22 protein-coding genes and 3 pseudogenes are annotated in these 23,293 nt (G+C 36.5%); 22 read left to right on the top strand and 3 right to left on the bottom strand.

Annotated elements, in window-relative coordinates; all coding sequences use genetic code 11:
• The first annotated feature begins 7 nt into the window (after positions 1 to 7).
• The 7 genes and pseudogenes from WMO43_RS04555 to WMO43_RS04525 form a co-directional block, all read left to right on the top strand.
• Positions 8 to 1,321, top strand: coding sequence for an ATP-binding protein (locus WMO43_RS04555; RefSeq protein ID WP_353530221.1), 1,314 nt, complete (start codon positions 8 to 10; stop codon positions 1,319 to 1,321).
• A 14-nt stretch (positions 1,322 to 1,335) separates the two neighbouring features.
• Positions 1,336 to 1,545 carry a DNA-directed RNA polymerase subunit alpha C-terminal domain-containing protein gene (locus WMO43_RS04550; RefSeq protein WP_353530219.1) on the top strand — a complete coding sequence of 70 codons (210 nt, stop codon included), beginning with the start codon at positions 1,336 to 1,338 and terminating at the stop codon, positions 1,543 to 1,545.
• A 33-nt stretch (positions 1,546 to 1,578) separates the two neighbouring features.
• Positions 1,579 to 3,255 carry an AAA domain-containing protein gene (locus WMO43_RS04545; protein WP_353530217.1) on the top strand — a complete coding sequence of 559 codons (1,677 nt, stop codon included), beginning with the start codon at positions 1,579 to 1,581 and terminating at the stop codon, positions 3,253 to 3,255.
• A gap of 113 nt (positions 3,256 to 3,368) precedes the next feature.
• Positions 3,369 to 3,830 (top strand): YaiI/YqxD family protein, encoded by a 462-nt coding sequence (locus tag WMO43_RS04540; protein WP_353530215.1) that lies wholly within the window; start codon positions 3,369 to 3,371, stop codon positions 3,828 to 3,830.
• A gap of 36 nt (positions 3,831 to 3,866) precedes the next feature.
• On the top strand, positions 3,867 to 4,271 hold the full coding sequence (locus WMO43_RS04535) for a transcriptional regulator (RefSeq protein WP_353530212.1): 405 nt from the start codon (positions 3,867 to 3,869) through the stop codon (positions 4,269 to 4,271).
• A 39-nt stretch (positions 4,272 to 4,310) separates the two neighbouring features.
• Positions 4,311 to 5,411: an HNH endonuclease domain-containing protein gene (locus WMO43_RS04530; RefSeq protein WP_353530210.1), complete on the top strand. Its 1,101-nt coding sequence runs from the start codon at positions 4,311 to 4,313 to the stop codon at positions 5,409 to 5,411.
• Positions 5,402 to 5,661, top strand: a pseudogene (locus WMO43_RS04525) (NUDIX hydrolase); the annotation flags it as partial. The gene WMO43_RS04530 and the pseudogene WMO43_RS04525, both read left to right, overlap by 10 nt.
• An 81-nt stretch (positions 5,662 to 5,742) precedes the next feature.
• Here the strand turns inward: WMO43_RS04525 and WMO43_RS04520 are convergent.
• Positions 5,743 to 6,657 carry a hypothetical protein gene (locus WMO43_RS04520; protein WP_353530209.1) on the bottom strand — a complete coding sequence of 305 codons (915 nt, stop codon included), beginning with the start codon at positions 6,655 to 6,657 and terminating at the stop codon, positions 5,743 to 5,745.
• 301 nt (positions 6,658 to 6,958) lie between these two features.
• On the opposite strand from WMO43_RS04520, the gene WMO43_RS04515 reads away from it, so the two are divergent.
• The 13 genes and pseudogenes from WMO43_RS04515 (at position 6,959) to WMO43_RS04455 (ending at position 19,400) form a co-directional block, all read left to right on the top strand.
• Positions 6,959 to 7,510, top strand: a complete 552-nt coding sequence (locus WMO43_RS04515; RefSeq protein ID WP_353530208.1) for a TetR/AcrR family transcriptional regulator — start codon at positions 6,959 to 6,961, stop codon at positions 7,508 to 7,510.
• A gap of 229 nt (positions 7,511 to 7,739) precedes the next feature.
• Positions 7,740 to 7,907, top strand: a complete 168-nt coding sequence (locus tag WMO43_RS04510) for a hypothetical protein (RefSeq protein ID WP_353530206.1) — start codon at positions 7,740 to 7,742, stop codon at positions 7,905 to 7,907.
• Between the two features lie 262 nt (positions 7,908 to 8,169).
• Entirely contained in the window at positions 8,170 to 9,462 is a 1,293-nt protein-coding gene (locus WMO43_RS04505; protein ID WP_353530205.1) for a hypothetical protein, read from the top strand.
• Between the two features lie 15 nt (positions 9,463 to 9,477).
• Positions 9,478 to 9,726, top strand: a complete 249-nt coding sequence (locus WMO43_RS04500) for a hypothetical protein (protein WP_353530204.1) — start codon at positions 9,478 to 9,480, stop codon at positions 9,724 to 9,726.
• A gap of 4 nt (positions 9,727 to 9,730) precedes the next feature.
• On the top strand, positions 9,731 to 10,570 hold the full coding sequence (locus tag WMO43_RS04495) for a GNAT family N-acetyltransferase (protein ID WP_353530203.1): 840 nt from the start codon (positions 9,731 to 9,733) through the stop codon (positions 10,568 to 10,570).
• Between the two features lie 366 nt (positions 10,571 to 10,936).
• Entirely contained in the window at positions 10,937 to 11,029 is a 93-nt protein-coding gene (locus WMO43_RS04490; RefSeq protein WP_353530201.1) for an integrase DNA-binding domain-containing protein, read from the top strand.
• A gap of 1 nt (position 11,030) precedes the next feature.
• Positions 11,031 to 11,293 (top strand): annotated as a pseudogene (locus tag WMO43_RS04485) (tyrosine-type recombinase/integrase); the annotation flags it as partial.
• 169 nt (positions 11,294 to 11,462) lie between these two features.
• Positions 11,463 to 12,254 (top strand): hypothetical protein, encoded by a 792-nt coding sequence (locus tag WMO43_RS04480; RefSeq protein ID WP_353530200.1) that lies wholly within the window; start codon positions 11,463 to 11,465, stop codon positions 12,252 to 12,254.
• A 154-nt stretch (positions 12,255 to 12,408) separates the two neighbouring features.
• The gene (locus WMO43_RS04475; RefSeq protein WP_353530198.1) at positions 12,409 to 13,164 is read left to right on the top strand and encodes an exonuclease/endonuclease/phosphatase family protein; all 756 of its coding nucleotides are present in this window, start codon (positions 12,409 to 12,411) and stop codon (positions 13,162 to 13,164) included.
• Positions 13,165 to 13,167: 3 nt separating this feature from the next.
• Positions 13,168 to 13,608, top strand: a complete 441-nt coding sequence (locus WMO43_RS04470; protein WP_353530196.1) for a hypothetical protein — start codon at positions 13,168 to 13,170, stop codon at positions 13,606 to 13,608.
• Positions 13,609 to 14,321: 713 nt separating this feature from the next.
• Positions 14,322 to 14,621 (top strand): annotated as a pseudogene (locus WMO43_RS04465) (integrase core domain-containing protein); the annotation flags it as partial.
• Positions 14,622 to 15,057: 436 nt separating this feature from the next.
• Positions 15,058 to 17,040 (top strand): methyl-accepting chemotaxis protein, encoded by a 1,983-nt coding sequence (locus WMO43_RS04460; RefSeq protein WP_353530191.1) that lies wholly within the window; start codon positions 15,058 to 15,060, stop codon positions 17,038 to 17,040.
• Positions 17,041 to 18,056: 1,016 nt separating this feature from the next.
• A complete protein-coding gene (locus WMO43_RS04455) occupies positions 18,057 to 19,400 on the top strand; it encodes an MATE family efflux transporter (RefSeq protein ID WP_353530189.1) in 1,344 nt (447 codons plus the stop codon).
• A gap of 44 nt (positions 19,401 to 19,444) precedes the next feature.
• On the opposite strand, the gene WMO43_RS04450 is transcribed toward WMO43_RS04455, so the two are convergent.
• Positions 19,445 to 20,359: an IS3 family transposase gene (locus WMO43_RS04450; protein ID WP_353530188.1), complete on the bottom strand. Its 915-nt coding sequence runs from the start codon at positions 20,357 to 20,359 to the stop codon at positions 19,445 to 19,447.
• A complete protein-coding gene (locus tag WMO43_RS04445) occupies positions 20,356 to 20,640 on the bottom strand; it encodes a transposase (RefSeq protein WP_353530187.1) in 285 nt (94 codons plus the stop codon). Before WMO43_RS04445 ends, WMO43_RS04450 begins: the two co-directional genes overlap by 4 nt.
• A 405-nt stretch (positions 20,641 to 21,045) precedes the next feature.
• Between WMO43_RS04445 and WMO43_RS04440 the strand changes: the two genes are divergently transcribed.
• Positions 21,046 to 21,804, top strand: coding sequence for a LytR/AlgR family response regulator transcription factor (locus WMO43_RS04440; protein ID WP_243080962.1), 759 nt, complete (start codon positions 21,046 to 21,048; stop codon positions 21,802 to 21,804).
• On the top strand, positions 21,805 to 23,208 hold the full coding sequence (locus tag WMO43_RS04435) for a sensor histidine kinase (protein WP_353530186.1): 1,404 nt from the start codon (positions 21,805 to 21,807) through the stop codon (positions 23,206 to 23,208).
• Positions 23,209 to 23,293 lie beyond the last annotated feature (85 nt).

Below are 23,293 nucleotides of genomic sequence, written 5' to 3'. Positions count from 1 at the left end.
TTTTGATATGGAAAGGCATATACCTAAAAAAACATATAGAAACATCATGAACTCTCTCGGGGGCGGTACTGTCCCTCGAGAGGGCTTAGGTTATATTGCTGTGGGAAGAGAACAAGAAATTGATTCTCTTCTTCGTGATACAGAGATTATTCAAGATGGTGGAGCTACATTTCGCTTTGTAGTAGGTGATTATGGTAGTGGGAAAACTTTCTTGCTCCAGACAATAAAGGAATATTGTGTAAAAAATGATTTTATTGTTGCAGAAGCAGATTTATCTCCTGATAGGGCATTGATTGGCAATTCTACAAAGAAAAAAGGACTAGCTACATACCGAGAATTAATGTCAAATGTATCTAATAAGACAAATCAGTCGGGGCGAGCGTTAACAAAGGTGCTAGAATCTTGGGTAAATAATATGTTCGCACGTGCCGCAGCTCAAATGACTCAGAATCCTTATGGCGAAACAAATATCGAACATATAGCAGAAACACTTATGCTGGAAGACTGTGCAAAATTACAAACTTTAGCATATGGATATGAGTTTACAATGGGATTGAGACTTTTTTGGAAAGCAAGCAGAACTTCAGATATTAATGAAAAGATGACTGGTCAAGAAAATGTTCTCAGATGGTTTAGGGGTGAATTTAAGACAAATCAGGAAGCAAAAAAAGAATTGGGAATAAATGCAATAGTAGAGGACGGAAATTGGTTTGATTATATTATGCTGTGGTCGCAATTCTTTGTCCTTGCAGGATATAAAGGGTTCATTATCCTGATAGATGAACTTGCATATATTTGTAATACTGCAAATGGTATAACTCGCCAGAACAATTATGAAAAAATCTTAATGATGTATAATGCTGCACTTCAAGGTAAGGCAGAGTATCTTGGAATAATAATGGGTGGTATTCCGAAGAGTATCTATGATAAGAAAAAAGGTATTTTTAGTTATGAAGCAATGCGTTCACGTTTGTCTACAGGTTCTTATCAAGATACGGGAATCATAAATATGATGACTCCGATTATAAAAGTATTTCCTCTGACTAAAGAAGAAATGTATGTACTTTTGGAAAAACTTGCTGAAATACATGCCCAGTTGTATGAGTATGAGAAAGTGATTACAGAAGATGAAATGATTGATTTCGTGAAACTGGCATATCTGAAAAGAGAGACGACATTTATTACACCACGAACAATGATACGAGATTTTATTCAAATTCTAGATGTGAAACGTCAAAATCCGGATAAAGGAATTAGGGATATTCTTTCTGCATATAAGTTTGCAGTTGATGAAGAACAGACCTATGAAGACAATGATTGAAAGAAGGTGTGTTTATGAAAATTGCAGATTTCAATATATCAGCAAGAGCGAAAAGTTGCTTGTTAAGGGCAGGCTATTCGGATATTGAGGATTTGCAAGGAATAAGCAATGATATACTTTTGAATATTAAGAATATAAATTTGAATTGTGTATCTGAAATTCGCAATGCTATAGATAGTCTACAGTCCATGAAGGACAAAAGAGATTGCACAAGGTCAGATTGAACTTAATAAACTAAGTATTGGAGAGTGAACATTATGTGGCATACAGCAGAAATGGTTAAAATATTTGAGAAAATGACAGAAGGATACGGATACGATATATATCAGAATAGAAAACTGTGTGTCGCATTATGCAATGATTTATTTGCCGATTATTCAGTAGAAAAGAATATTATGCAGATGCTTTTTCGGGCTGGGCTTGGAGAGGCTATGAAGGGAGTCCCATTTAAGAGTGAAAGAGAGCTTAAAATGGGACTTTCTAATATCGAGAAGTTTTTAATGGCGCAGGCGATTGAGAGTAGTGTCAGGGATGATGTATTGGATGTAATGCGACTGGCATTTGTGGAAAAAGGAGTAAATTCCGAAGTAAAAAGTGCATATCAGCCCGTGATTTCAAAGAATTTCAATGATTCACATTTTAAGATGACATTGCCTGTAATAAAGGAGTTTGCAGATAGAATAGAAGCATCATTTAAGTTTCTCTATGTTAATAAGGGTGAAGAAGTGGATTCAGTTCTCGAAAAGTGCATTATAACAGATAAATTTGGAAAAATGCATTCTTCAAGAATGGATTATGAGTTATTGACACATGATAGGTCAAAGAATGTAACGATTAGTATTCCGGAAGATGATAAGAAAAAATTTATAAGTGGATCAACAATCGAATTTATCTTTCTGTGCAGCAATCATAAGAAAATTACGACATCCTATAAAATTAACATATCTAAGACAACTATGTTGATGCAGGTAGCAGTGTGTCAGATGACAGAAGCAGAGTATAATAGGACAATTGATATTGTTGGATTGCTTATTAAAACAATGGACAATGGAGCAAAAAGTACAAATACCATTATGGCAGATGGAAGCAGTATGTCTGCGACTAATGAGCAGCCAGCATATACTTCATCAGATATAAAGGAATACTCTGATGCATTAAGAAGAGAAATTCATTACCTGAAACAAGGAAAAGGTAAAAAATATAAAATTGTAAATGGAAACAAACTGGTCAAAAGTGATAAAGGAATCTACACTTATCTATTTGAGATGGAAACAGAATTGCATCTGCCCGATGATGCACCGGTTGTAGTGGAGGCAGCAGGTGGATTGAGAGCAGTAGGTTCGGTTTTATCTTGCGAAGATTTTCAGATACTTTTGTTGTTGGACAGAGATCTGAATGATAAGGTAAGCTCAGCATATCTGATGGTAGAGCCTTGGAAACTTCTTGAAGCGTTAGGCAAGAAGATGAATTCCCTTAATCCTAATATTAATAAATTGGCAATTAAAATAATGGAAGAGGGACCGGATTTATCAACTGACACAGACATTGCAAATGTACCGAAAGGACAGCCGGCAGTAGAACACAAACTTGAGACAGATGATATTGTGACAGTTTGGGGACCACCGGGAACCGGTAAAACATATACAATGGCAAAGATTGCAAACAGTTATATTGCACAGGGTAAGTCTGTTCTTATTGTATCTCATAGTAATGTATCAGTCGATGGTGTGATTAAGCAGGTTGTGAAAATGCTTGGAACGGACAAGCAGTCTGTTTTGGAGGATGGAAAGATTTTGCGTTTTGGATATGTAAGAGACGATGAACTTTCTCAGAATCCATATGCTACATCATTCAATTATGCACTTAGTAAATGTGACAGTTATGCGCAAAAAGAGTCTTTAAATGAAAAAGAGGAATCTTTTGTAAATAAATGAATATACAGGGGATACTAGGAGGATTATATTATAAAAAGTAGTAAAATATTCAAAAGGGACAGAGACATATTATTTAGCAAAAACAGAAGAAGATTAGCAAAGAGAAAATATCCATGCAAATATTTGTAGACGCAGATGCCTGTCCGGTGGTGGACATCATAGAAAAAATTTCTAAAAAACATCATATCTCCGTAACCCTGCTATGTGACACCAATCATGTCCTGCACTCGGATTACAGTGAAGTGATCGTGGTGGGTGCCGGAGCAGATGCGGTCGATTATAAATTGATCAGTATTTGCCATAAGGGAGACGTTGTCGTGTCGCAGGATTATGGGGTGGCTGCAATGGCGTTAGGAAAAGGAGCGTATGCCATTCACCAGTCCGGTAAATGGTACACAGATGACAACATTGATCAAATGCTGATGGAAAGACATCTGAATAAAAAAGCCAGAAGAAGTTCGAATAAGAATCATTTTAAGGGAACGAAAAAACGGACAGAAGAGGATGATGTGAGATTTGCACAGTCATTTGAAAAACTTCTGCTGATGGCACAGGAAAGAAGAGAGTCAGAATGAGAGAAGTGAAAACCGGAAGATATGGAGGAATTTAAGATGATGCACGAAAATGAGAAAAAAGAACAGTTCAAATCCTATGTGAGTTTTTATAAAAGTATTATAGATCAGGACAGATGTGCGGTTGTGATCTGCAATCTCAAGCATGAGATTATTTATATGAATCCGGCGGCAGTGTTGAATTATGAGAAATGGGGTGGGGACAAGCTGCTCGGAAGAAGTCTCTTAGGGTGTCATAATCCAAAGTCGGGAGAAAAAATCCAGCAGGTGCTTGACTGGTTTGCAGCGGATGGAAGCCACAACATAGTTTACACATCTCATAACGAAAAGCAGAATAAGGATGTGTATATGGTGGCATTGAGAGATGAAGGAGAATTGATCGGATATTATGAGAAGCATGAATACAGGAATGCAGAGACCATGAAACCATATGATCTGTGGTAAAGCGAAAAATGCAATGACATAAACAGGGGAGGCAGTTCAATGCAATTACCATATTCTGAGGAATTGAATATTGAGTATTTAGGGCAATTATTCAGGAATACAACGGAGTGTTACAAATTTTTCTGGTTTAAAGCAATTGTGAAAAAAGTAACAAAAGGAAAACTGGAATTGACCTATGAAGAGTTAGTGGATGAGATGATCGCGGACGCGTGGTACATGGTAACGGAGTATCATCTGAATCTCGGACCAAAAGATACATTAGAGAGTCTGGTCACGCTGATAAAGCAAAAGAATCCGGAGTTAAAATCCAAAGATGAAAAAACGGTTATTATAGATTTTTTGAAAAATACGGAGGACAAAGAGCTGATCAGTAAAAAGCGGGCATTGACCTATAATGTACCGTATCGTTTGCAGTCTCCTTTTTTAGAAAATCTAAAAGGAAAGGATTGGAATGTTGGAGAAACTAAGTTAATAGAAAAAATCAATCAGGAAAACCGCCTGATCTATTATTTTACAGCATTGAACGGTCTTGCAACGAAAATTATCATACAGAAAGACTGGGCAGAATATATCGTAAAAAATCAGCAGATTATCTGGGGCTGGCTTGAATACAATATGATCTTATACATTCAAAAACGCAATCCGAATGTTCCGGGAATTGCAGATAAACTGTATCCGCCAAAGGAGCGTAAACTCGAAAAAATAAAGAACTACTGGAAACTTATTTTATCCTTAGAACCGATCCGTGAAATCTATGGGGATGAGATATTGACGGTGCAGAACATTTCTATCGATCATTTTGTACCATGGTCCTATGTGGCACATGATGAAATGTGGAATCTGAATCCTACGACAAAGAGCATCAACAGTTCTAAAAGCAACAATTTGCCGGATTGGGATACATATTTTAAAAAACTTGCACAACAGGAATACCATTCATATCAGTTGATGTGGAAAAATGACATAGTTCATAAAGAATTTGAAAAATGTGCAAAAGAACATATCAACAGTGACGATATTCGCTATCGTGTTTATAGAAGAGGACTGGAGTATCCTGTATTTGCAGAAGAATTGAAGTCCATTATTTTGCCGGTATACCAGTCGGCACAGAACTGCGGATTTGGCAGGTGGAAGTATTGAAAAGAGAAATATTAGAAGAACTGGATACAGAAATCACCATTGGAGAGTTAGTGGAAACGATAGAATAGACTATCCGACATTTCATCTTTCGATGGATTGCTTCTGGTGTGAGGTAATAAAAGGGGATTTGGTGTTAAAAGAACATCAGGCAGCACGATGGTTAGATCAAAATTCTTTAAATGAGGTCGAGTGGCTGCCGGCAGATATTGCACTGATTGACAGATTGCAGAATCGGGATGGACTGAGATAGGGAAATCTTTGGAATAAAACATATAGCAATCGACAGATTGAGTTGCCAATTGCTATATGAAAAAAATATTTCATATGATCATTAGTCAAAGAAGGACAAATCTAATCGGACATTTTCATCGTCAAACACCAGGAACGGTTTTGAAACAAATTCTACTTCCTGTATTTTACCATCTTCAACGGTAAGAGAGGAAATGAGATTGCTGGAACCCCAGCCGTTTTTAGCCCCCCATTCTAACATTACTGAAAAACTCTCGGTTAGAGGAGCGGTATTTGTCAAAAATTGATGTAACTTATACACAACGGAATTGGCATCAGCAGGATGGTTTTCGCTAAGGATGACCGGTTGACCCAAAAGGCTGCTAAGGAAAGGATCTGCTGTCTGTTGTGGAACATTACAGATTGCCGTGATGATCTTAAAAATTTTATTTCGAAATACAAAGTAATTTCTTTCTAAATCAATGAATTTACCGCCAAATGATTGAACAACTAGGTTTTTTGAGTTTTTCTTAATATCAAACGCAATACGATCTGCGGTTATATTAAAATAAAACGATTTAAGAAGCTCTGTTTCGCTTTTTTCTAAAAATAGCATATGAATATGTTCCCTAAGAAACAGTTTATCAATAGGCAATTGCATGTGTTTCAAAGAATATGAGGTTGCAAGTTCAGGGAATTCCTGGAGGCATTTGGTTTTAAACTTTTGTATAAAAAAAACAGTTGCATGCATTGTCAGTTGCTCGAACTTTTCTGCTGATATTTTCAACAACAGGTAAGTATATTTTCTCCTTGTAATGTATTTTGCGAGTGTCGTGCCAATGGAAAAATCAAATACATTTCGGATGTGAACGAGGGAATATCCCAGTGTTTCCTTAAGTTGGGCATATACTTCATTATTGCTCAAAAAGGAAGATTCTGGAATCATATATTCCAAGGTGTCGATAACATCACAGGTTAAATTGTATAAGGTGTCAGGAGAGAGTTTAAATAAATTCATATAGTCATAGCTCCTTTCTTTTTATGTTTCAATTTTGCCATGATGTACGGGCTGATTTTGTGGAACTTTTTTGCGCAGATTTGTCCGAATAACGTTAGATCCTGGGACAAAATAAATTGAAAAACTCTGTGCATAAAAAATCCGAATGCCAAATAAAAAGAAAAGTATGTTATTTACTTGTTTACATAAAAATAGTTTTGGAAAAAAATGTTTTTTTATTCGTCTAACTGATAAAATTAAAATATTATTGAGATTATGTAACAGAAGTTATATAATAAGAATTACATAAAGGAGCTTATATATGCCGCCGAAAGTAAAGATAACAAAAGAAATGGTTTTAAATGCTGCATTTGAAATTACAAGAGCAGATGGAATTGAAGCAATCAATGCAAAAAATGTAGCAGCTTATTTAAAATGCTCTACGCAGCCGGTCATGTATAATTTTGCAACGATTGAAGAACTGAAATTAGCAGTCTTTGATCAGGCATTTGAATATATGAAAAGGAAGGTTGTTTTTCCAAAAGGAAAAAAGAGCGAATATCCAATGAGAGAAGTGGGACTGGACTACATTGCCTTTGCAAGAAGCGAACCGAACATATTCCGATTACTTTTTGAATCGTCTTATGCAGAAAGGTGTCCGGTAGATGATCTGGGGATTGATCTGGATTTTCAGCCGGTAATTGAAGCGTTTGCAAAATTTTTAAATATAAGCATCGAGGAAGCAAGAGCAGAGTGGCTGATACGTTATTTTATGGTCCATGGACTTGCCTGCCGGATAGTAAATCAAAAGGTGGACTATTCGGATGAACAGCTTTTAGAATTCATGGTTCGATTTGATGCAGGAAGGCAGTAGGATGAGGCGAAGATAAAGAGAGACATGGCAGATTGTAAATAGCCAGACGCTAAGACGCAGAGCTGAAATCACAGAGGTGATTCGGTGCTGCGTTTTTTGTTTTTAATAAGTATAAAAGTGATGCTAGTCAGACTAAAATAGGAATTTTTAAAAAGCGTAGTTAGAAAATATGAAAAATTCTGTAGGTACAACAGAAAAAATTAAGACAGAAGAAAGTGAGGATAACAAAATGAAAAACCTTAAAACATTACAAACTCTTTCTAAGATGGGGAAAATATTGAGCAGGATAGCATTTGTCTTTGCGAGAATAGGAGCCTGCGGCTGTATTATAGGGCTGCTCAGCTGTAGTTATGGTGCGGAGTTGTCAGGAGAAAAGCAGGAAATGGAAGAGGAGTAAAGTTTTAGGATATAGCTAAAATATAAAACTGCTTTGGGGATTTGGGGAGATGTTAGTGATCAGAAGAATTTTGTAGAAATGCAGAATCCTTTTTTGATTGAGGAAGCATTGAATAGTGGATAAAGAACGTAGATTCGAAGTCCGAGGGGTGATTATGGGACACCTTCATTTTTATAATAGGAATCAGATAAAAGCGAACTGCTTTCTGATCCTTATTTTTTTAGGATAAAAGAGGCGTTAAAGGGTAGGTTAGGAGGTGCCTATGGGAACAGATTCTTTGTACTACATTATGGATTATAGTGGAAATTATTATAGAACAAACCAGGCAGACCAGCTGGTATCCGTAGTCAGTCAACAGGATGCAATGGTATTTACATTTGCGCAGGCAAACAGCCGGATATGTGTTGGGAAAAAGGCAGCATTTTATTGCATGATACCGATAGAAGATAGCGAAGATGAAACAGATGCAGCAGAATGTGAAGAGGTTAGTCCTGCTGAAGAAATGGGAGTGAATGATATGGAAAAACAGGAAAATACAGGTGTCGAGGAATATTTTTCACCGATAAAAGAACTGACATATGATGAATTGACGGAACAGGTTGAGAAGGATGTGTCCTCGTATGATCTGTCTGAGATTGACTGGGCAGAGTATTTGACACATTTTACTTATCTTGTGGAGGGACTTAAGGATTATCGGGAGGATCTGGCAAGTAAACACTCCGATATTGATCAGAAAATCTGTGATATTCTCCATTATATCGAACTGTGTGAGACAAATGATGAGGAAGCTATAGATCTGATCGAGCTGCTAAGAGTTTGCCGGGAAAACAGAAGAGAAATTAAAGACGAATTGCAACGTATAGAGTATTTTCAGAATAATTTTGGAACAAGTGCAAATGCGGCAAAAGCAAAGCAGGCTCTTAAATGTATAAAAGGACTTGAGAACAGAAAGTACAGGCCAAGAAAATATGAGAAGTTATTTGAAAATTGTATTTTAAGGGATAAGGATCCGAGCAAAGCGGAATTGCGCGGAATGCAGATAGGTTATGAAGACAGAAAACAAAAGTTTAGCATGGAACATACATATACATACGAAGGTGGTGAAGAAACAATGTTTGAGGAAAGAAAGGAAACGCCCTATGATGGAAAAGAAAATGACTGGCTTGCATTTGCCAAACAGCAGGCAGAATTTTATAAAAATGCCGGGCAGTATATAACAAATCTCCAGCTGGATATAAGAGAGCTTGATGATGAGATTGAAGCCATCCTGCTTAAAGCAGAGGATGCCCATTGCAATGCGGCACAAGGATATAAAGTATTCAAAAGGCTTAGGGAACTCAGGATAGAGAAGAAAGCGAAAACGAAGGAATTGAACTGCCTGTATGCTCTGACAGATTATATGGATTGTGATGCTCTTGCTGATACATGTGAGGACAATCTTGCTGAGATAAAGGGCATTATGGAAGTACAGGAGGCAAATGATGTGACGAGGATACAGCCGGTAGAGAATGGAGAAATACAGGTGGTTGCAAATATTAAAGATATGGTTGGATAAGAGGGGAGAGTAACTATGACAAACAGAGAATTACTAAGAGAAATCTACAAAGAGAGTAAAGCGATTAACAGAAATATTCAAAGGGTAGCAAATGTTGGGTTGCTGGGAATATTTGAAAGAGTTGCCAAAGAGGCAGAAAAAAATGATGATGAGGATGGAAAGTTTATTGTAAAGGTTGGAGCATCTTTAATTGTTGTAACTGAAATATTTTTGCTACTCAGGGATATTATGGATCATCAGAAATTTAAAATGGAAGGGGAATAGGTTAATGAAGGAAAAAAGAGAACTGTATCGGAGAAAAATGGAAAAAACAATATATACGGATATAATAGCAGAATTGGAAGAAGCGATTGTATTAAGTAATAGTGGGAAAGAAAAGGAATCCAATGATGCTGTAAACGCTATAAAAGAAACATTGGAAAAAAGAATATATGAAATAGAAAAAATGAAAGAAGCAGAGTCAGTGAGGAATATTGATAAAATATTTTTTCCGTATCATGGAGAGGTATTTGCTGCAAATGACAAAATATGTATACGGGTCATTCAAGAAAGCGAGAAAAATGATTACATAGCTGTTTCCTATGAATATAGTTGCATGAAAGGTGTATTTAAAGAAAAAAATTTCAGAGATGAATTATGGAAAAGTTTTATGAGTAAGCAATCCTTTGTATGTAGCATATATGATCAGGCTACAGGCAATTATTTAGGGTATTGCTCAATAAAAGATTTAAGAAAACAAGACTGGGAACTTGCAATTGAATTAAAATCAGAATGGTGTCATAGAGGATATGGAACAGAGGCAGTATCTTTATTTTTAAGAAAATTAGGAGTCCTTACGGGAAACAGATTCTTTCGGGTGAGGGTGGACATTGATAATTATGCCTCACAGGCACTAATGAAAAAGCTGGGTGCATATCCAAATGGAATCAGCGAATTTTTGCTAAAGGGAGAGGAATTAGAAAAATTCAGAGAAAAGAATAAGGCTATGATAGATGATAAGATACGGGCTGTTGCAGAAGAATTCTGTATGAATCCGGAAGATATCCTTGGCTATGTTTTGGAATATCGTATAGATATATCGGTTTTGATGCTGACAAGGAAGAATTGAAACAGATGGAGAGGTTACGAAAGGTATAGTCGGAGAAGTAAAAGAAGAATGACATGCTAATTTATGGTTTGGATATTTTTCTATAGAAAAACAGTAATATATTAGTGGCATTTTGGTTAGAACACTTGTCGAGAAGTTTGCTCTTTCTCAGCAGACGGGATATTTGGCTTGTGAATATCTTGATGCAAGACTTATTCGTTTTGAGGCAATTGAATATTTTGTTTTGAGTCGGAGAAAATTTTATGATTTATTGAATAATACGGATGGAGAAGATTTTCTGGCATACTACGGAGAACGCAAATTGATTCTCAGTGTAGCTTTTGAAAGGTATCTGCGTAACCATCCAGAACTAAGGAGGCGGGTATAATGGCAAAGGCAGGAAGAGGGCAGACAAGGCGAGATTCCAAACGTAGAGTATTAAGACCGGGAGAGAGTGTAAGAGCAGACGGAAAATATTAATGTACAGATGCCCAATATTACCCTCATGTATGCCGACACACCTATTGTTCGAACATGGCAAAATCGGGAATGAATCCCAAGACGTTACAGTACCTCATGGGGCATTCGGATATATCGGTCACAATGAATGTGTACACACATATCCGATTCGATGATGCAGAGGAAGAATTGAAACGAATGAAAGAGTTTAGGAAAGCACAGGCGGAGGTTGAGCAGAAAAAAGAGAAAACGATGATGTCGCAGAAGATGTTTAAGGTAATTTAATATGGAAGATAGGTAACGCTCTGGTTTTATAGCTGGGGCGTTTTTTCTATGGAAAAGAAGAGAAAATGACGATATAATATAATATAATAAGGGTGTGGTTTTGATATGAGATAGTAAGAATATTTAATAGAGGTAAGGGAAAATTAAAGTAAGAAAGGGATTGTTTAGCATGAAAAATAAATATGATGAATTTTATTTTGAGAATGATACAAATTACCCAGCAAGTGTTTATTGGGATTTATATGATAAAAATCAGATGGAAGCAATAAGAAAATATGACGGGCATATGTTTTGCCCTATTTGCAAATTGGCTCCGCTTACTGTTGCAAGAGGAAATCAACGAAGATACTTTAAAGTGATAGAGTCAGATACGGAAAAGCATGATATAGATTGTCCTTATAGGCATAAAATGGCATCGAAAAAGGAAACAAACAATTTTTATAAGGATTTGGACACAACAGATATTAGAAATCGTTTGATAAGTTGTTTAAATAGGATGCTGAAAAAAGTTTTTAACAATATGGATGGTAATGGTTTGCTGGTGCGAGGAGAGAAGAAAAGCAAAAATAATTTCTTCGATTTTAATGGCAATGGTGGTGAAAGAAAATATTTGCCACATAAGAATTTTAATTCTGGGAATTTGAAAGAGGATATGGATATACAGAAAATTTATTATGGAAAATGTGCCTTGTACATTTACAAATATATCCCTAAAGGTGGGGCAGATATAAAAATGTATTATCTTAAGATTTTAAGTAGGAATAGTAAAAAACAGATATGTGAGATATCAATATCTCCATATGTGTATAATTACTTAAGCAATGAATTAACTGATATCCCAGAGGAGAGGGATGAAGCATTAAACTATTATCTTTGCTTTTCTGGAATTTTGGAAAAAAATAAATATTCTTATAAGTGCAAACTGAAGGACTCAAGATTGTTGGTATTAGAAAAAAAATAACGTTCTGGTTCTGCTGGAGCGTTTCTCTGTAAAAAAATGTTGTAATCTTATAATATATTTTACAGATTGTTATGCAAAAGGGGTGAGAAACATTAGGTACTTGTTTTGGAATATGTATAATAAGAATCTTATCGGTCCGTTACAAGATTTGATATTGGAAAATCAAACAGATATTGTTGCTTTGGCTGAGGCAAAGAAGATAGATATTACTTCACTTATAAATAGTCTAAAAACAAATGGTAAGGAATGGAATGATATTCGGATTAGTACACAAAATGATATAAGAGTATTAGCTAGGAATGGAATAGATATAATTCCATTTAAAGAAGAAAATCATTATTCTATTTATAAAATTAAAAAGAATAGTAGAGTAGATTGTTTGCTTGTTGTTGTTCATCTTTTAAGTAAAAAGTCAAAATCAAATGAAGCACAATATAATCGTGCCAATCATATAGCAAGAGAATTGAATAAATATGAACAAGAAATATTTAAGAGTATGGAAAAAAGAACAATTATTGTGGGAGACTTTAATATGCAACCATATGAAGCAGGAATTTGTAGTGGTTATGGATTTAATGCGACAATGTCAGCAAACCATGCTGCTAAAATAACGCGTGAAGTTGATGGCGAAATAGTGTATTTTTACTACAATCCAATGTGGTCATTGATGGGGGCTAATAAACTTGTTCAAGGCACATATTATAATTCTAGTGACAAAGATGATCATGCAATATATTGGTATTCTTTTGACTCGGTTTTACTAAGACCATGTTATATTGAAAAATTTAGTTGGAACTATTTTGAAATAGTTGAAAAAACAAAAAAATATAATTTTGTGCCAAATACAACAATAGATAAGGAAAGATTTTCTGATCATTTACCAATAAAGTTTGAAATATTAGGAGGTTGAAAAATGGCTATAGATTTATGGGGATTTAAGGATGTCAAAGATTTGGAAAAAAATACAAGTGATTTTCCAGAAACTATTCTCAAGGAGCAAATTTCAGCTTTAGGTGATAAAACGGGGTTTGTGTTATATGGAAAACCACTTTATATGAAAGTTAATACTTATGAAATAGAATATAAAGCGGCAACAATATTTAATGTAGTAGTTCCAGTATTAGATGATTATAGCAAGACTATCATGATTATGTATTCAAATTTTGAATGCAATTTTCCAGTAGCGATTACGGTAGGAAAGGATTTTACAGATGATATGGAGTGCTTTGAACCATCATATGAATGCAATAATATTGATGAATTTAAAGAGGCATTGAAGAAAATTTTATGCTCTGATGAAGTAATGAGTGTAATTAAAACATTATATTCTAAGGCAAATATGTTGGGAAATTAAAATCGAACCCAAAGACATTACAATATATTATGGGACATTCAGATATAGGAGTTACCCTTAATACATATACTCATTTACAGTTTGAGGATGCCTTAGAAGAGATGAAAAAGGTTGTGGGCTAAAAGGTTTGAAAATAGCCCAGTATTTAGCCCAAACGAAGGAAAAGTTATGCAAAGTTATTCCAAAATATTCTAAAAATGTGAACAAAAATACTATCATAGAAATATTGCGGAATTGTTGTAAGTGCTGAAAATACAGTAAAATCAAGCATTTTAGGAGGTTTAATATAGATGATAAAAATACTATTTGTATGCCACGGTACTCCAGTTTTATGATAATGCATACCTTCGCAGACTGGGGCAACACAGGGCAATATATGGCAGAAAGCCTTGGAATTACTACGGTTTAGACTACTAAGGCTCATGGGCGGAATCGAGATAAAGGCAAAGGTGTTGGGATAATTCCTTAGTAGTAATGGACTACTAAGCGATGGCACACATACAAAACTTTGAACATAAAAAGCCACAATCGTTGGGAGCATTGCTGCCGGAATTGTGGGCTTTTTATACGTTATAAGCGTTTGAGCTTTTTGTAACTAAGAACTCGTTTTAAAGATTTTTTTAATATTACAGTTTACGTCCAATATCAGCAAAATAATATTACCATCTATTTTAAAGATGGTAAAAAATCAATTTGCACTGTGACAAATGATACCAAACCAGGCATGGTCTATAGACATTACATATATTCCGATCAGGCGTGGCTTTTTATATCTGACAGCCATTATTGATTGGCACAGCCGCTGGGCAGACAACATTATGATTGAGCGCTGGTTTCGCAGCTTCAAGTATGAAGAAGCCTACCTGACACAATACAAGAACATCAAAGATGCCAGAACTGCCATCGGACAGTATATCCGCACTTACAACTTTGAACGGCGTCATTCTGCACTTGATTATAAGACACCGGCTGAATGCTACTATCCGGCAATGCTGTTGCCATATGTAGCTTAGCATAAATGGAACAGGGGGAGAGTTCCTCTACTTTCCCAGTGTTCCCTGTAACTGATCAACCATATCAGTTCATTATAAAAATCTCAGATTTTGTCTTGACAATTGAGCCACTATAAATATATCATTAAAGAAAAAACTTATATGGGATCGAATAAAAATAAAGGTTACGTATATGATGCAGACAGGCTGTATTCCTCTCAAAAGGATAAGGAAAAGCAACTCCAGTTGGAAAAGGAAAGCCGACATGGATGAAAAGCCAATGAAAGCTAGAAGAGGAAAATTGACGGTGTAACTTATTTGCTGGTTCCGATGTCTGCTACTTCAGATATTTAGATAGATGGTATAAGATTAAGATAATTTTGGAGGACTTTATGAAGAAGAAAAATATTTTTGCAAAAAAATAATCGTAGCTATTTTGATAATGCAGATGATAGTTATGACCTGTTTATCAGTGATGGTAATAATGGAAATTACTAAAAATAGCAAAAATACTGCAATCAACAATCTGCAGACAATCGTACAGGAGAGAAGCCAGATTGTGGATAATTATGTACAGGAATCCGAGGTGATTCTGTCAGCATACAGTAAGGCAGGAGAAGTTTTGAATGTCCTCAAAAATCCGGAAAATAAATCAGCAATTGATGCGGCACAGAAATATACGGAATCTTTTTCTAAGGATATAAATAATCTGGAGGGATTGTATACAAGTGAATGGAATACCCATGTACTTGCCCATACCAATGCCGAGGTGGTTGGTATTACTACAAGAGAAGGAGATTCGTTAAAAGCATTACAGGATACACTGATTGCTACGGATGGGGTATATAATACAGGAATCATTATATCACCGGCAAGCGGCGATCAGATTGTCTCCATGTATCGGGCAATCTATGATGAAAGTGGGAATCCTGCAGGACTTGTTGGGGGTGGAATTTATACTAAGGGGCTTGTGAATAAGCTGGACAGCCTTGGAATGAATGGAATGGAGCATGCGACTTACTGCATGATTAATGTAAAGGATCATAAATATATTTTCCATAATCAGGCGAAAATGGTTGCCAAAGAAACAGATGAAGAGTATCTGCTGCAGTTATGTGAGAAATATAAGGATACTGCGAATAGTGCCGGTGGTTATGTAGAGCACAAAGAGAATGGAAAAGACTATATTGACTCTTATTATTATATGGCAGACCGTGGATGGCTGTTTATGATTAATGATGATGAAGATGAATTATTTGCGGCTGTTGTTTCTGTAAGAAATCAGTTGTTGATTATGTGTGCAATCATATTACTGATTCTTGGTATAGTATCCGCTGTAATTATCACCAGAATGATGTGTCCTATGATGCCTATTGAAAAAGGTATAATAAAGTTACAACAGTTTGATTTAACATCTAACGATGATATTAAACAGCATGAGATACATAAGGACGAACTTGGAAATATTTCAAAAGCTATAGGTAATTTAATTACATCATTAAGAGGTATGGTACAGACTTTGATGGAGTGTTGTGGCACTTTAGAAGAAAATGCTCACAATCTTCATGGTTCTGCAATTGAAATGGTAGATAGCACAACAGACCAAAATGCTGCTACACAACAATTATCGGCATCACTAGAAAATACCAATAAAACTGTAGATAATGTATATAAAGAGGTAAAACATATTAATGATATTGTAGAAGCCATCGCTTTACAAATTACAGAAACATTGCAGATGAGCAAAAAGGTGAAACTGGATGCGGACGATATGTGTAATAATGCACAGCAGGCATATGAAAATGGAAAACAAGAACTTGACAGCACCAGATTATCCGTAGAACATGCCATTGATAGTTTGAATGAATTATCTAAAATTAATCAATTAGCAACTGAAATCCTAAGCATCGCCAATAAAACGAATCTTCTTTCCCTGAATGCTTCGATTGAAGCAGCAAGAGCAGGAGAAGCCGGAAAAGGCTTTGCGGTTGTAGCAGAGGAGATCGGTGCATTGGCAGATACTTCAAAAATGACCGCAATAAATATTCAAACGATAAGCAATGAAGCAAACAATAGTATTGAGGTGGTAAACAATTGTTTTTGTAAGATTATAACTTATATGCAAAACAGTGTTGTAGGACAGTTTGAAAGCTATGCAAAACAGTCTGATAACAACAGTGCAATAGCAGAAAATATCCAAAACTTAATGGAAGAGATTACAAAATCCATTGAAACAATGATTACTTCTACATCCCAGATTAACAATCATATGGAAGAAATTCATGATATTACAGCACAAAATCAGAATGCGATCGATAGTATTGTAGAAAAAAGCGAAAAACTCTCTGATGTTTCTGATACAATTCAGCATCAGGTAACACAGAATCAAACAATTGCAAAACGAATTTCTGATATTGGAAATAAATTTACAATAAATTAACAAGCAATAATAATTGAGCTACTTAAATAGACCTCAGAAAATATAGAGAAGAATGAGTCTTTCGATTTTTAAAGACCTAACAAATGCAGAGGATGTGTCAATAAACATTTCAAATAAAAGATGTTTAAATAGACAAACTATCTCTGATATGCCAATCGAAAATATGAGACTGTTTCAAGTTTTGTGTAAACGTTAAAAACTGATATAAGATTTGTGAATAGTTACAAATGGGCAGAGCCGATTTTCCGGATTCTGCCCATATCTGCATTGTATAACTATTGTGAATTAATAACAACACATGTAATAAAACAAATGAAAAACAATGATAAAACAAAACAGGTGAACTTTACAATCGCCATTTATATTTGTAGAGAATATCTCCGTAATAAACGCAATTTTAGTCCACTTGATGTGATTAACCTAATAGAAAAGCATGTATTACCAGTAAGACCTGGTCGAAAAGACCCTCGCAAAGTCAAACCCCAGGCACCTGTAAGCTTTCTATATAGAGTGGCTTAATCATAGATAATTATAAGTTTTTTTGACAGATAAACAATCTGTCTTTTTGTTGTACTGCAAAATAGACAAAAGAAAAAAACACATCATATTTATCAAACAATTGCAAATATGATGTGTTTTATAATTATGTCAAAATTCTTAACTTAATGACATTGCCAGGACTGCCCTCCTGGTCTTTTTGTTGTTGTTCCACTTGGATCAACTTTTATCATTCATTGCCTACTGGCATTATAGCATATGCAAAAAAGTAATTCAATATGCTTTCTGGAATGGTTTTAAGACTGAAAAAGCAATCAAAAATGTTTCTATTTCCGAAATTCTACATATACCACAGATGTGCATGGAAATTCCAGCTCTACAAGCAGTCTTTACATTGACATCAGCAACATATGCATGGTATGGTACAAATAATAAGGTAGAGAGGCAACTATCACGAAGAGCAGTCCTTCATCTCTATTGATTCAAAGAACACAGGAAAGGGAAGAGTAATTTTAGCTATGAAAAAGAGTCTGAGAATGACAGAGGGAAGTATCTCCCAAAAGATCATTTTTTTTGCAATTCCATTGTTTCTGGGAAATCTGTTCCAGCAATTGTATAATACTGCTGATTCCCTGATCGTAGGAAATTTTCTAGGAAGTAATGCACTGGCGGCAGTCAGTTCATCTGGAAATCTGATTTTTCTGATGGTAGGTTTTATTAACGGCATTGCCATGGGTGCAGGTGTTGTTATTGCACGATATTACGGAGCCAAAAAAAGAGACTGCCTGCAAAAGGCAATCCATACAACGGTTGCATTTGGACTTGTGACCAGTGCTGTGCTGACAGTTTTGGGAATGTTTCTGGCACCAAAGATCCTGGTATTGATGGGAACTCCTGCGGACGTGCTCCCGGAATCTATTGTGTATTTCCGTACATATTTTGCAGGGTCTATGGGTGTTGTCATGTACAATATCTTTGTTGGAGTTCTGCAGTCGGTCGGTGATGGACGCCATCCACTGATATATCTGATTATTTCTTCCTGTGTCAATGTCGTTCTGGATATTTTCTTTATCGCAGGTCTTGGCATGGGAGTCGGATCAGCAGCACTTGCAACCGCAATTTCACAGTTTGTCAGTGCACTGCTCTGTATGGTTCATCTGCTGCGTGTGGAAGAAGAATACCGTCTGGAATTGCGAGAGATTCGTTTTGACAGTTCTATGCTGAAGCAGATCATCCAGAATGGTGTACCATCCGGTTTTCAGAATTCAGTGATCGCGATCGCGAACGTCTTTGTACAGTCAAATATAAATGCATTTGGAAAAATGGCGATGGCAGGATGTGGTTCCTACTCCAAGATAGAGGGATTCGCCTTTTTGCCGGTGACCTGTTTTACAATGGCTCTGACAACCTTTGTCAGTCAGAATCTGGGTGCAAAACAGTATGACCGGGCGAAAAAGGGAGCAAGATTTGGAGTTCTCTGCTCGATTACTATTGCAGAGTTGATCGGTATTATCATATATGTGGCAGCACCGGTACTGATCACAGCGTTTAACAGAGATCCTGATGTTGTACATTATGGAGTCATGCAGTCCAGAACAATTGCGTTATTTTATTGTCTGCTGGCGTTTTCTCATTGCATCGCAGCAGTACTTCGTGGATCAGGTAACGCATCCGTTCCGATGATTGTTATGCTCTGTGACTGGTGTCTGTTTCGCGTAATCTACATTACTGTGGCAGTTCGTATTCTCCCGGATATACGAGTGATTTTCTGGGCATACCCATTGACTTGGGGTATCAGCTCCGTGATTTTTCTGTATCTGTTCTTACGTGGAAAATGGGTTTACGGATTCGAGAAATCCTAATCGCAAGATTTAGTACAAGTTAAAATGAGAAATTTCTCCCCATTTTAACTTGCCAGAAGCTCCGCCTTAGTGTGTGATCTTTCATATACTCGTTCGAATTCATCTGGTGACATAAAGTCGCAATGGCTGTGAATTCGTTTCGTGTTGTAAAAAGCTTCCAGATATTCGAAAATCAACCGGTAGGCTTGCTTGTAGTCGCGGATTTTAAAGCGATTGAGCCATTCACGCTTGATAATAGAATGAAAGGATTCAATGCATGCATTATCCCATGGGAATGCTTTCTTCGAATAACTGCGCTGCATGTTTTCGGTTGCTTTTTTATATTCCTTTGCAACATACTGGCTCCCACGATCTGAGTGGATGATTAATGGTTGATCAATATTTCGGCGGGCTTTGGCTTTGTTTATAGTATCAATCACGCAGGATACTCCCAGTGTTTCTGAAAGTGTCCAGGCAATGATTTTTCTGGAAAATAAATCCATAATACTGGTCAGATAGACAAATCCGTCTATTGTCCAAACGTAGGTGATATCCGAACACCAGACAGCATTCGGGCGATCAGGATTAAACTGTTCATCAAGGATATTTTGTAATTCTGTGCTGAAATCAGAATCTTTTGTAGTGATTGTCCATGGTTTGCTCCACTGAGCACGGATTCCCATTTGGCGCATATATGTACCAACAGTTCTTTCCGAAATGACTTCACCGGTTTTTCGCAGTTCTGCAGTGATTTTCGGAGCACCGTAGTTCTGCTTGGAATCATCATAAATATCCTGTATTTTTGCTTTTACAGCTTCACGACGTTTTTCTGTATCAGAAGGTACGTGGTGGAGCCATGCAAGATATCCTGAGCGAGAGACACCTAAAAATTTCAACATTCCGGAGACGGAAACCCGGCGTCTGGCCTTTTTGGCAGCTTCCGTCTTCTCAGACACTTCAAGGTAAATGGCATCCGTCATTTTCCCAGAATGTTGATTGCTTTTTTTAATACATCAAGTGCATCTTGGGCATCACGTAATTCACGCCTGAGGCGGGCGATTTCTTTCTGCTCATCAGATGCGTAATTACCAGAACCGCGGACAGGAATATCGCCTGATTCCCGGAAGTCTTTCAGCCATTTTGTTAATGTGCTGTATCCAATGCCAAGATTTTCTGCACATCCACGTACACCGAGTTCTTTGTGATCCTGATAGTACCGGACTGCATCAAGTTTAAATTGTTTGTCATGTTGCTTTGCCATATGAGATCCTCCTTCAGCATGTCTCTATTGTATCATGCTTATGTGTATTTGGAATTTCTCATTTTGGCTTGTACTATTTATATTCTAGCACCAGAGAAACCAAAGACCAAGAGTCAGGAAGCAAGTTTATAAAGGTTTATGGAAAGAGCAGGTAGCAATCTATCTGCTTTTCCTGTTATGTGGTTATCGTAAGCCGAGAAGGTTAAGTGACGAACAAAGGGAACAGGCAAGGTTACGGATGGAGAAAATCAATTCAGATGATAATTGTCGGGAAGATTAGAGTCCAGTCGCAACATTCAGAAGTCCAGTCACAACATTTCCGAATTTAAAGAAAGAAATCTGCCGATAATATAAATGAACAATAGATGATGTTATCCATATTTGATAATGAACCATGAAAATGAGGTGGAACAGTTGAACATAGCAATTTGCGATGATGAGGAAAATATACGCATTTACATACGCAAGCTGATACAGAAGCAGGAACCTTTTTGTAAGATAACAGAGTTTTCATCGGGCAAGGAATTATTGGAGTTTCAGGATGAGACAAATGCAGAAGAAATAGACATACTTTTTCTGGATATCTCTATGGGAGATGAGGATGGAATGACTGTGGCAAAGCAGCTCAGGAGCCAGATGGAAAGCAAGAAAGAAGCAGTGTGGGGAAGCCTGCCGCTTCTGATATTTGTAACGGGATATCCGGAATATATGCAGGAGGCTTTTTCCGTTAATGCTTTTCAGTATATTGTAAAACCGATTCAGGAAAGCAATTTTGAGCAGGTTTTTGCACAGACCATACGGGAGTATCAATATTTGATGGCAAAGAAAAAGGAAAAACCAAAAGAAGTATTAGTTCGGAATGGAAATAGAACAAGAAGTGTTTCAGCAGATGATATTTACTATATTGAAAGCAGTAATCGAAAAGTGACCTTGTATTTGCGGCATGAAAAAATTGAATATTATGACAAGATCAGCTCACTGGAAAGCGAGCTTAAGCCGGATTTTTTCCGTATACACAAAGGGTATCTGGTCAACATAAAATATGTGGAACGATATGACCGGACAGAGGTGAAAATGAGAAACGGGGACAGTCTGCTGATATCCAAGTATAAATATCAGGACTTTGTAAAGCGTTATTTGGAATACATTTCGGAGGAAAGATAATTGAGTCAGGTTACATATGAAATCATTCGCAAGCTTTTTGAAATCTATCCTATTATTCTGCAAATCGTTCTTTTTCTGGTATTGTGGAATGTATTTTTTCGGTGGGAGAAAGGGATATGGATTGTTGCAGGAATATTGGCAGTGATGAATATCTGCATGGGGCTATGGCTGGAAAAGCCGGGGGTAATACGATATACAATGTCCGCTGTCATTGTGTTGGGATATTGTTTTTGCAAATACCAAAAACATTTGGAAAATGCGGTATTCATACTGCTGCTGTTTTACAATTTTCATGCGTTAAGTTATTTGATTGCAGACAGTATTTATCAATGTACAGTGGAGAGCATATTTAGAGGGTTGGATGTTCTGAGTGAGGAATATATATTTCGGGTTTATCTGGGTATGGCGATAGGTATGGGCATCCTGCTTTTATCGTACACGTTGGTATTCCTGATTATGACAGGTGTCGTGATAAAAATCGTAAAGAAACCGTTTATGCTGAGATGGCAGGAAACGATATTCCTTTCAGTACTGAATATTGTAGGGAGTATGATTGTAGGAATAAGCGTAGACCTTTCCGTAGTGCAAATCGAGGGTGGAGTTTTTCTGTTGTATGATGACAAGCAGGAAATGTTGTGGAAATTACCGATAATTGCGGTTCTTATCTATGTGGGGGAAATTTCGGCAATATACATCTACCAGAATTACAGGAAGCTTCAAAAAGAACGGCAGAAACATTTTGTGGAAGAACAACAGGTCAAAGCCATGAAGCAGAGACTGGAAGAAGCAGAGAACTTCTACGGGAGCATTCGCAGAGTAAGGCATGAGATGAAAAACCATATGACGAATATAAAAGGGCTGGTGGCAAGTGAGAAATATGATGCAGTAGAGAATTATATCGAAAAACTGGATGAAACCATACAGACTATGGACTATAAATTCAATACAGGAAATGCGGTCACAGATGTGATTATCAATGATAAATACCAGAAAGCGGAAAATGCAGGTATTTCGTTTCAAGTAAAATTTAACTTGGGGGAAACAGACACAATTTCTGCATTTGATATAGGTATCATTCTGAATAACCTTTTAGACAATGCCATAGAAGCCTGCGAGAAACTGGAGCAGGAACAGCGATATATCAATCTGACTTTAAAGAAAAAGAATCATTTCCTACTGATTGAAGTGGAAAACAGCTTTGATGGGAAAGTGATATGGGAAGATGGAGGTATCGTCCCGATGACAACGAAACAGAGCGATCTGCCGGATATTTTGATGGAGCATGGAATAGGGTTAAAAAATGTAAAGAATGTGGCAGACCATTATCTTGGAGATATGGATATCAAAATAAAAAACGATGTGTTTAAAGTCACAGTAATGCTGCAGCAGAAGAAAATAAAATAAAAAAATATGAAAAAGGAAGGAGAATGTAGTAATGGATGTAGGTTCAGTTTATGGCAGTTATTATGAAACAGCAAAGAGTTACATG

It is taken from the genome of Maccoyibacter intestinihominis (genome assembly GCF_040096355.1).
In the GTDB taxonomy this organism is placed as follows: domain Bacteria; phylum Bacillota; class Clostridia; order Lachnospirales; family Lachnospiraceae; genus Maccoyibacter; species Maccoyibacter intestinihominis.
The sequence above is the reverse complement of the archived record's forward strand: the minus strand, read 5'-3'. Positions and strand labels throughout refer to the sequence as shown.

Coding starts and splice junctions, on each gene's coding strand:
- WMO43_RS04555 (WP_353530221.1), top strand. CDS start 8: ATGGAAAGGCATATACCTAAAAAAACATATAGAAACATCATGAACTCT.
- WMO43_RS04550 (WP_353530219.1), top strand. CDS start 1,336: ATGAAAATTGCAGATTTCAATATATCAGCAAGAGCGAAAAGTTGCTTG.
- WMO43_RS04545 (WP_353530217.1), top strand. CDS start 1,579: ATGTGGCATACAGCAGAAATGGTTAAAATATTTGAGAAAATGACAGAA.
- WMO43_RS04540 (WP_353530215.1), top strand. CDS start 3,369: ATGCAAATATTTGTAGACGCAGATGCCTGTCCGGTGGTGGACATCATA.
- WMO43_RS04535 (WP_353530212.1), top strand. CDS start 3,867: ATGATGCACGAAAATGAGAAAAAAGAACAGTTCAAATCCTATGTGAGT.
- WMO43_RS04530 (WP_353530210.1), top strand. CDS start 4,311: ATGCAATTACCATATTCTGAGGAATTGAATATTGAGTATTTAGGGCAA.
- WMO43_RS04520 (WP_353530209.1), bottom strand. CDS start 6,657: ATGAATTTATTTAAACTCTCTCCTGACACCTTATACAATTTAACCTGT.
- WMO43_RS04515 (WP_353530208.1), top strand. CDS start 6,959: ATGCCGCCGAAAGTAAAGATAACAAAAGAAATGGTTTTAAATGCTGCA.
- WMO43_RS04510 (WP_353530206.1), top strand. CDS start 7,740: ATGAAAAACCTTAAAACATTACAAACTCTTTCTAAGATGGGGAAAATA.
- WMO43_RS04505 (WP_353530205.1), top strand. CDS start 8,170: ATGGGAACAGATTCTTTGTACTACATTATGGATTATAGTGGAAATTAT.
- WMO43_RS04500 (WP_353530204.1), top strand. CDS start 9,478: ATGACAAACAGAGAATTACTAAGAGAAATCTACAAAGAGAGTAAAGCG.
- WMO43_RS04495 (WP_353530203.1), top strand. CDS start 9,731: ATGAAGGAAAAAAGAGAACTGTATCGGAGAAAAATGGAAAAAACAATA.
- WMO43_RS04490 (WP_353530201.1), top strand. CDS start 10,937: ATGGCAAAGGCAGGAAGAGGGCAGACAAGGCGAGATTCCAAACGTAGA.
- WMO43_RS04480 (WP_353530200.1), top strand. CDS start 11,463: ATGAAAAATAAATATGATGAATTTTATTTTGAGAATGATACAAATTAC.
- WMO43_RS04470 (WP_353530196.1), top strand. CDS start 13,168: ATGGCTATAGATTTATGGGGATTTAAGGATGTCAAAGATTTGGAAAAA.
- WMO43_RS04460 (WP_353530191.1), top strand. CDS start 15,058: ATGACCTGTTTATCAGTGATGGTAATAATGGAAATTACTAAAAATAGC.
- WMO43_RS04455 (WP_353530189.1), top strand. CDS start 18,057: ATGAAAAAGAGTCTGAGAATGACAGAGGGAAGTATCTCCCAAAAGATC.
- WMO43_RS04450 (WP_353530188.1), bottom strand. CDS start 20,359: ATGACGGATGCCATTTACCTTGAAGTGTCTGAGAAGACGGAAGCTGCC.
- WMO43_RS04445 (WP_353530187.1), bottom strand. CDS start 20,640: ATGGCAAAGCAACATGACAAACAATTTAAACTTGATGCAGTCCGGTAC.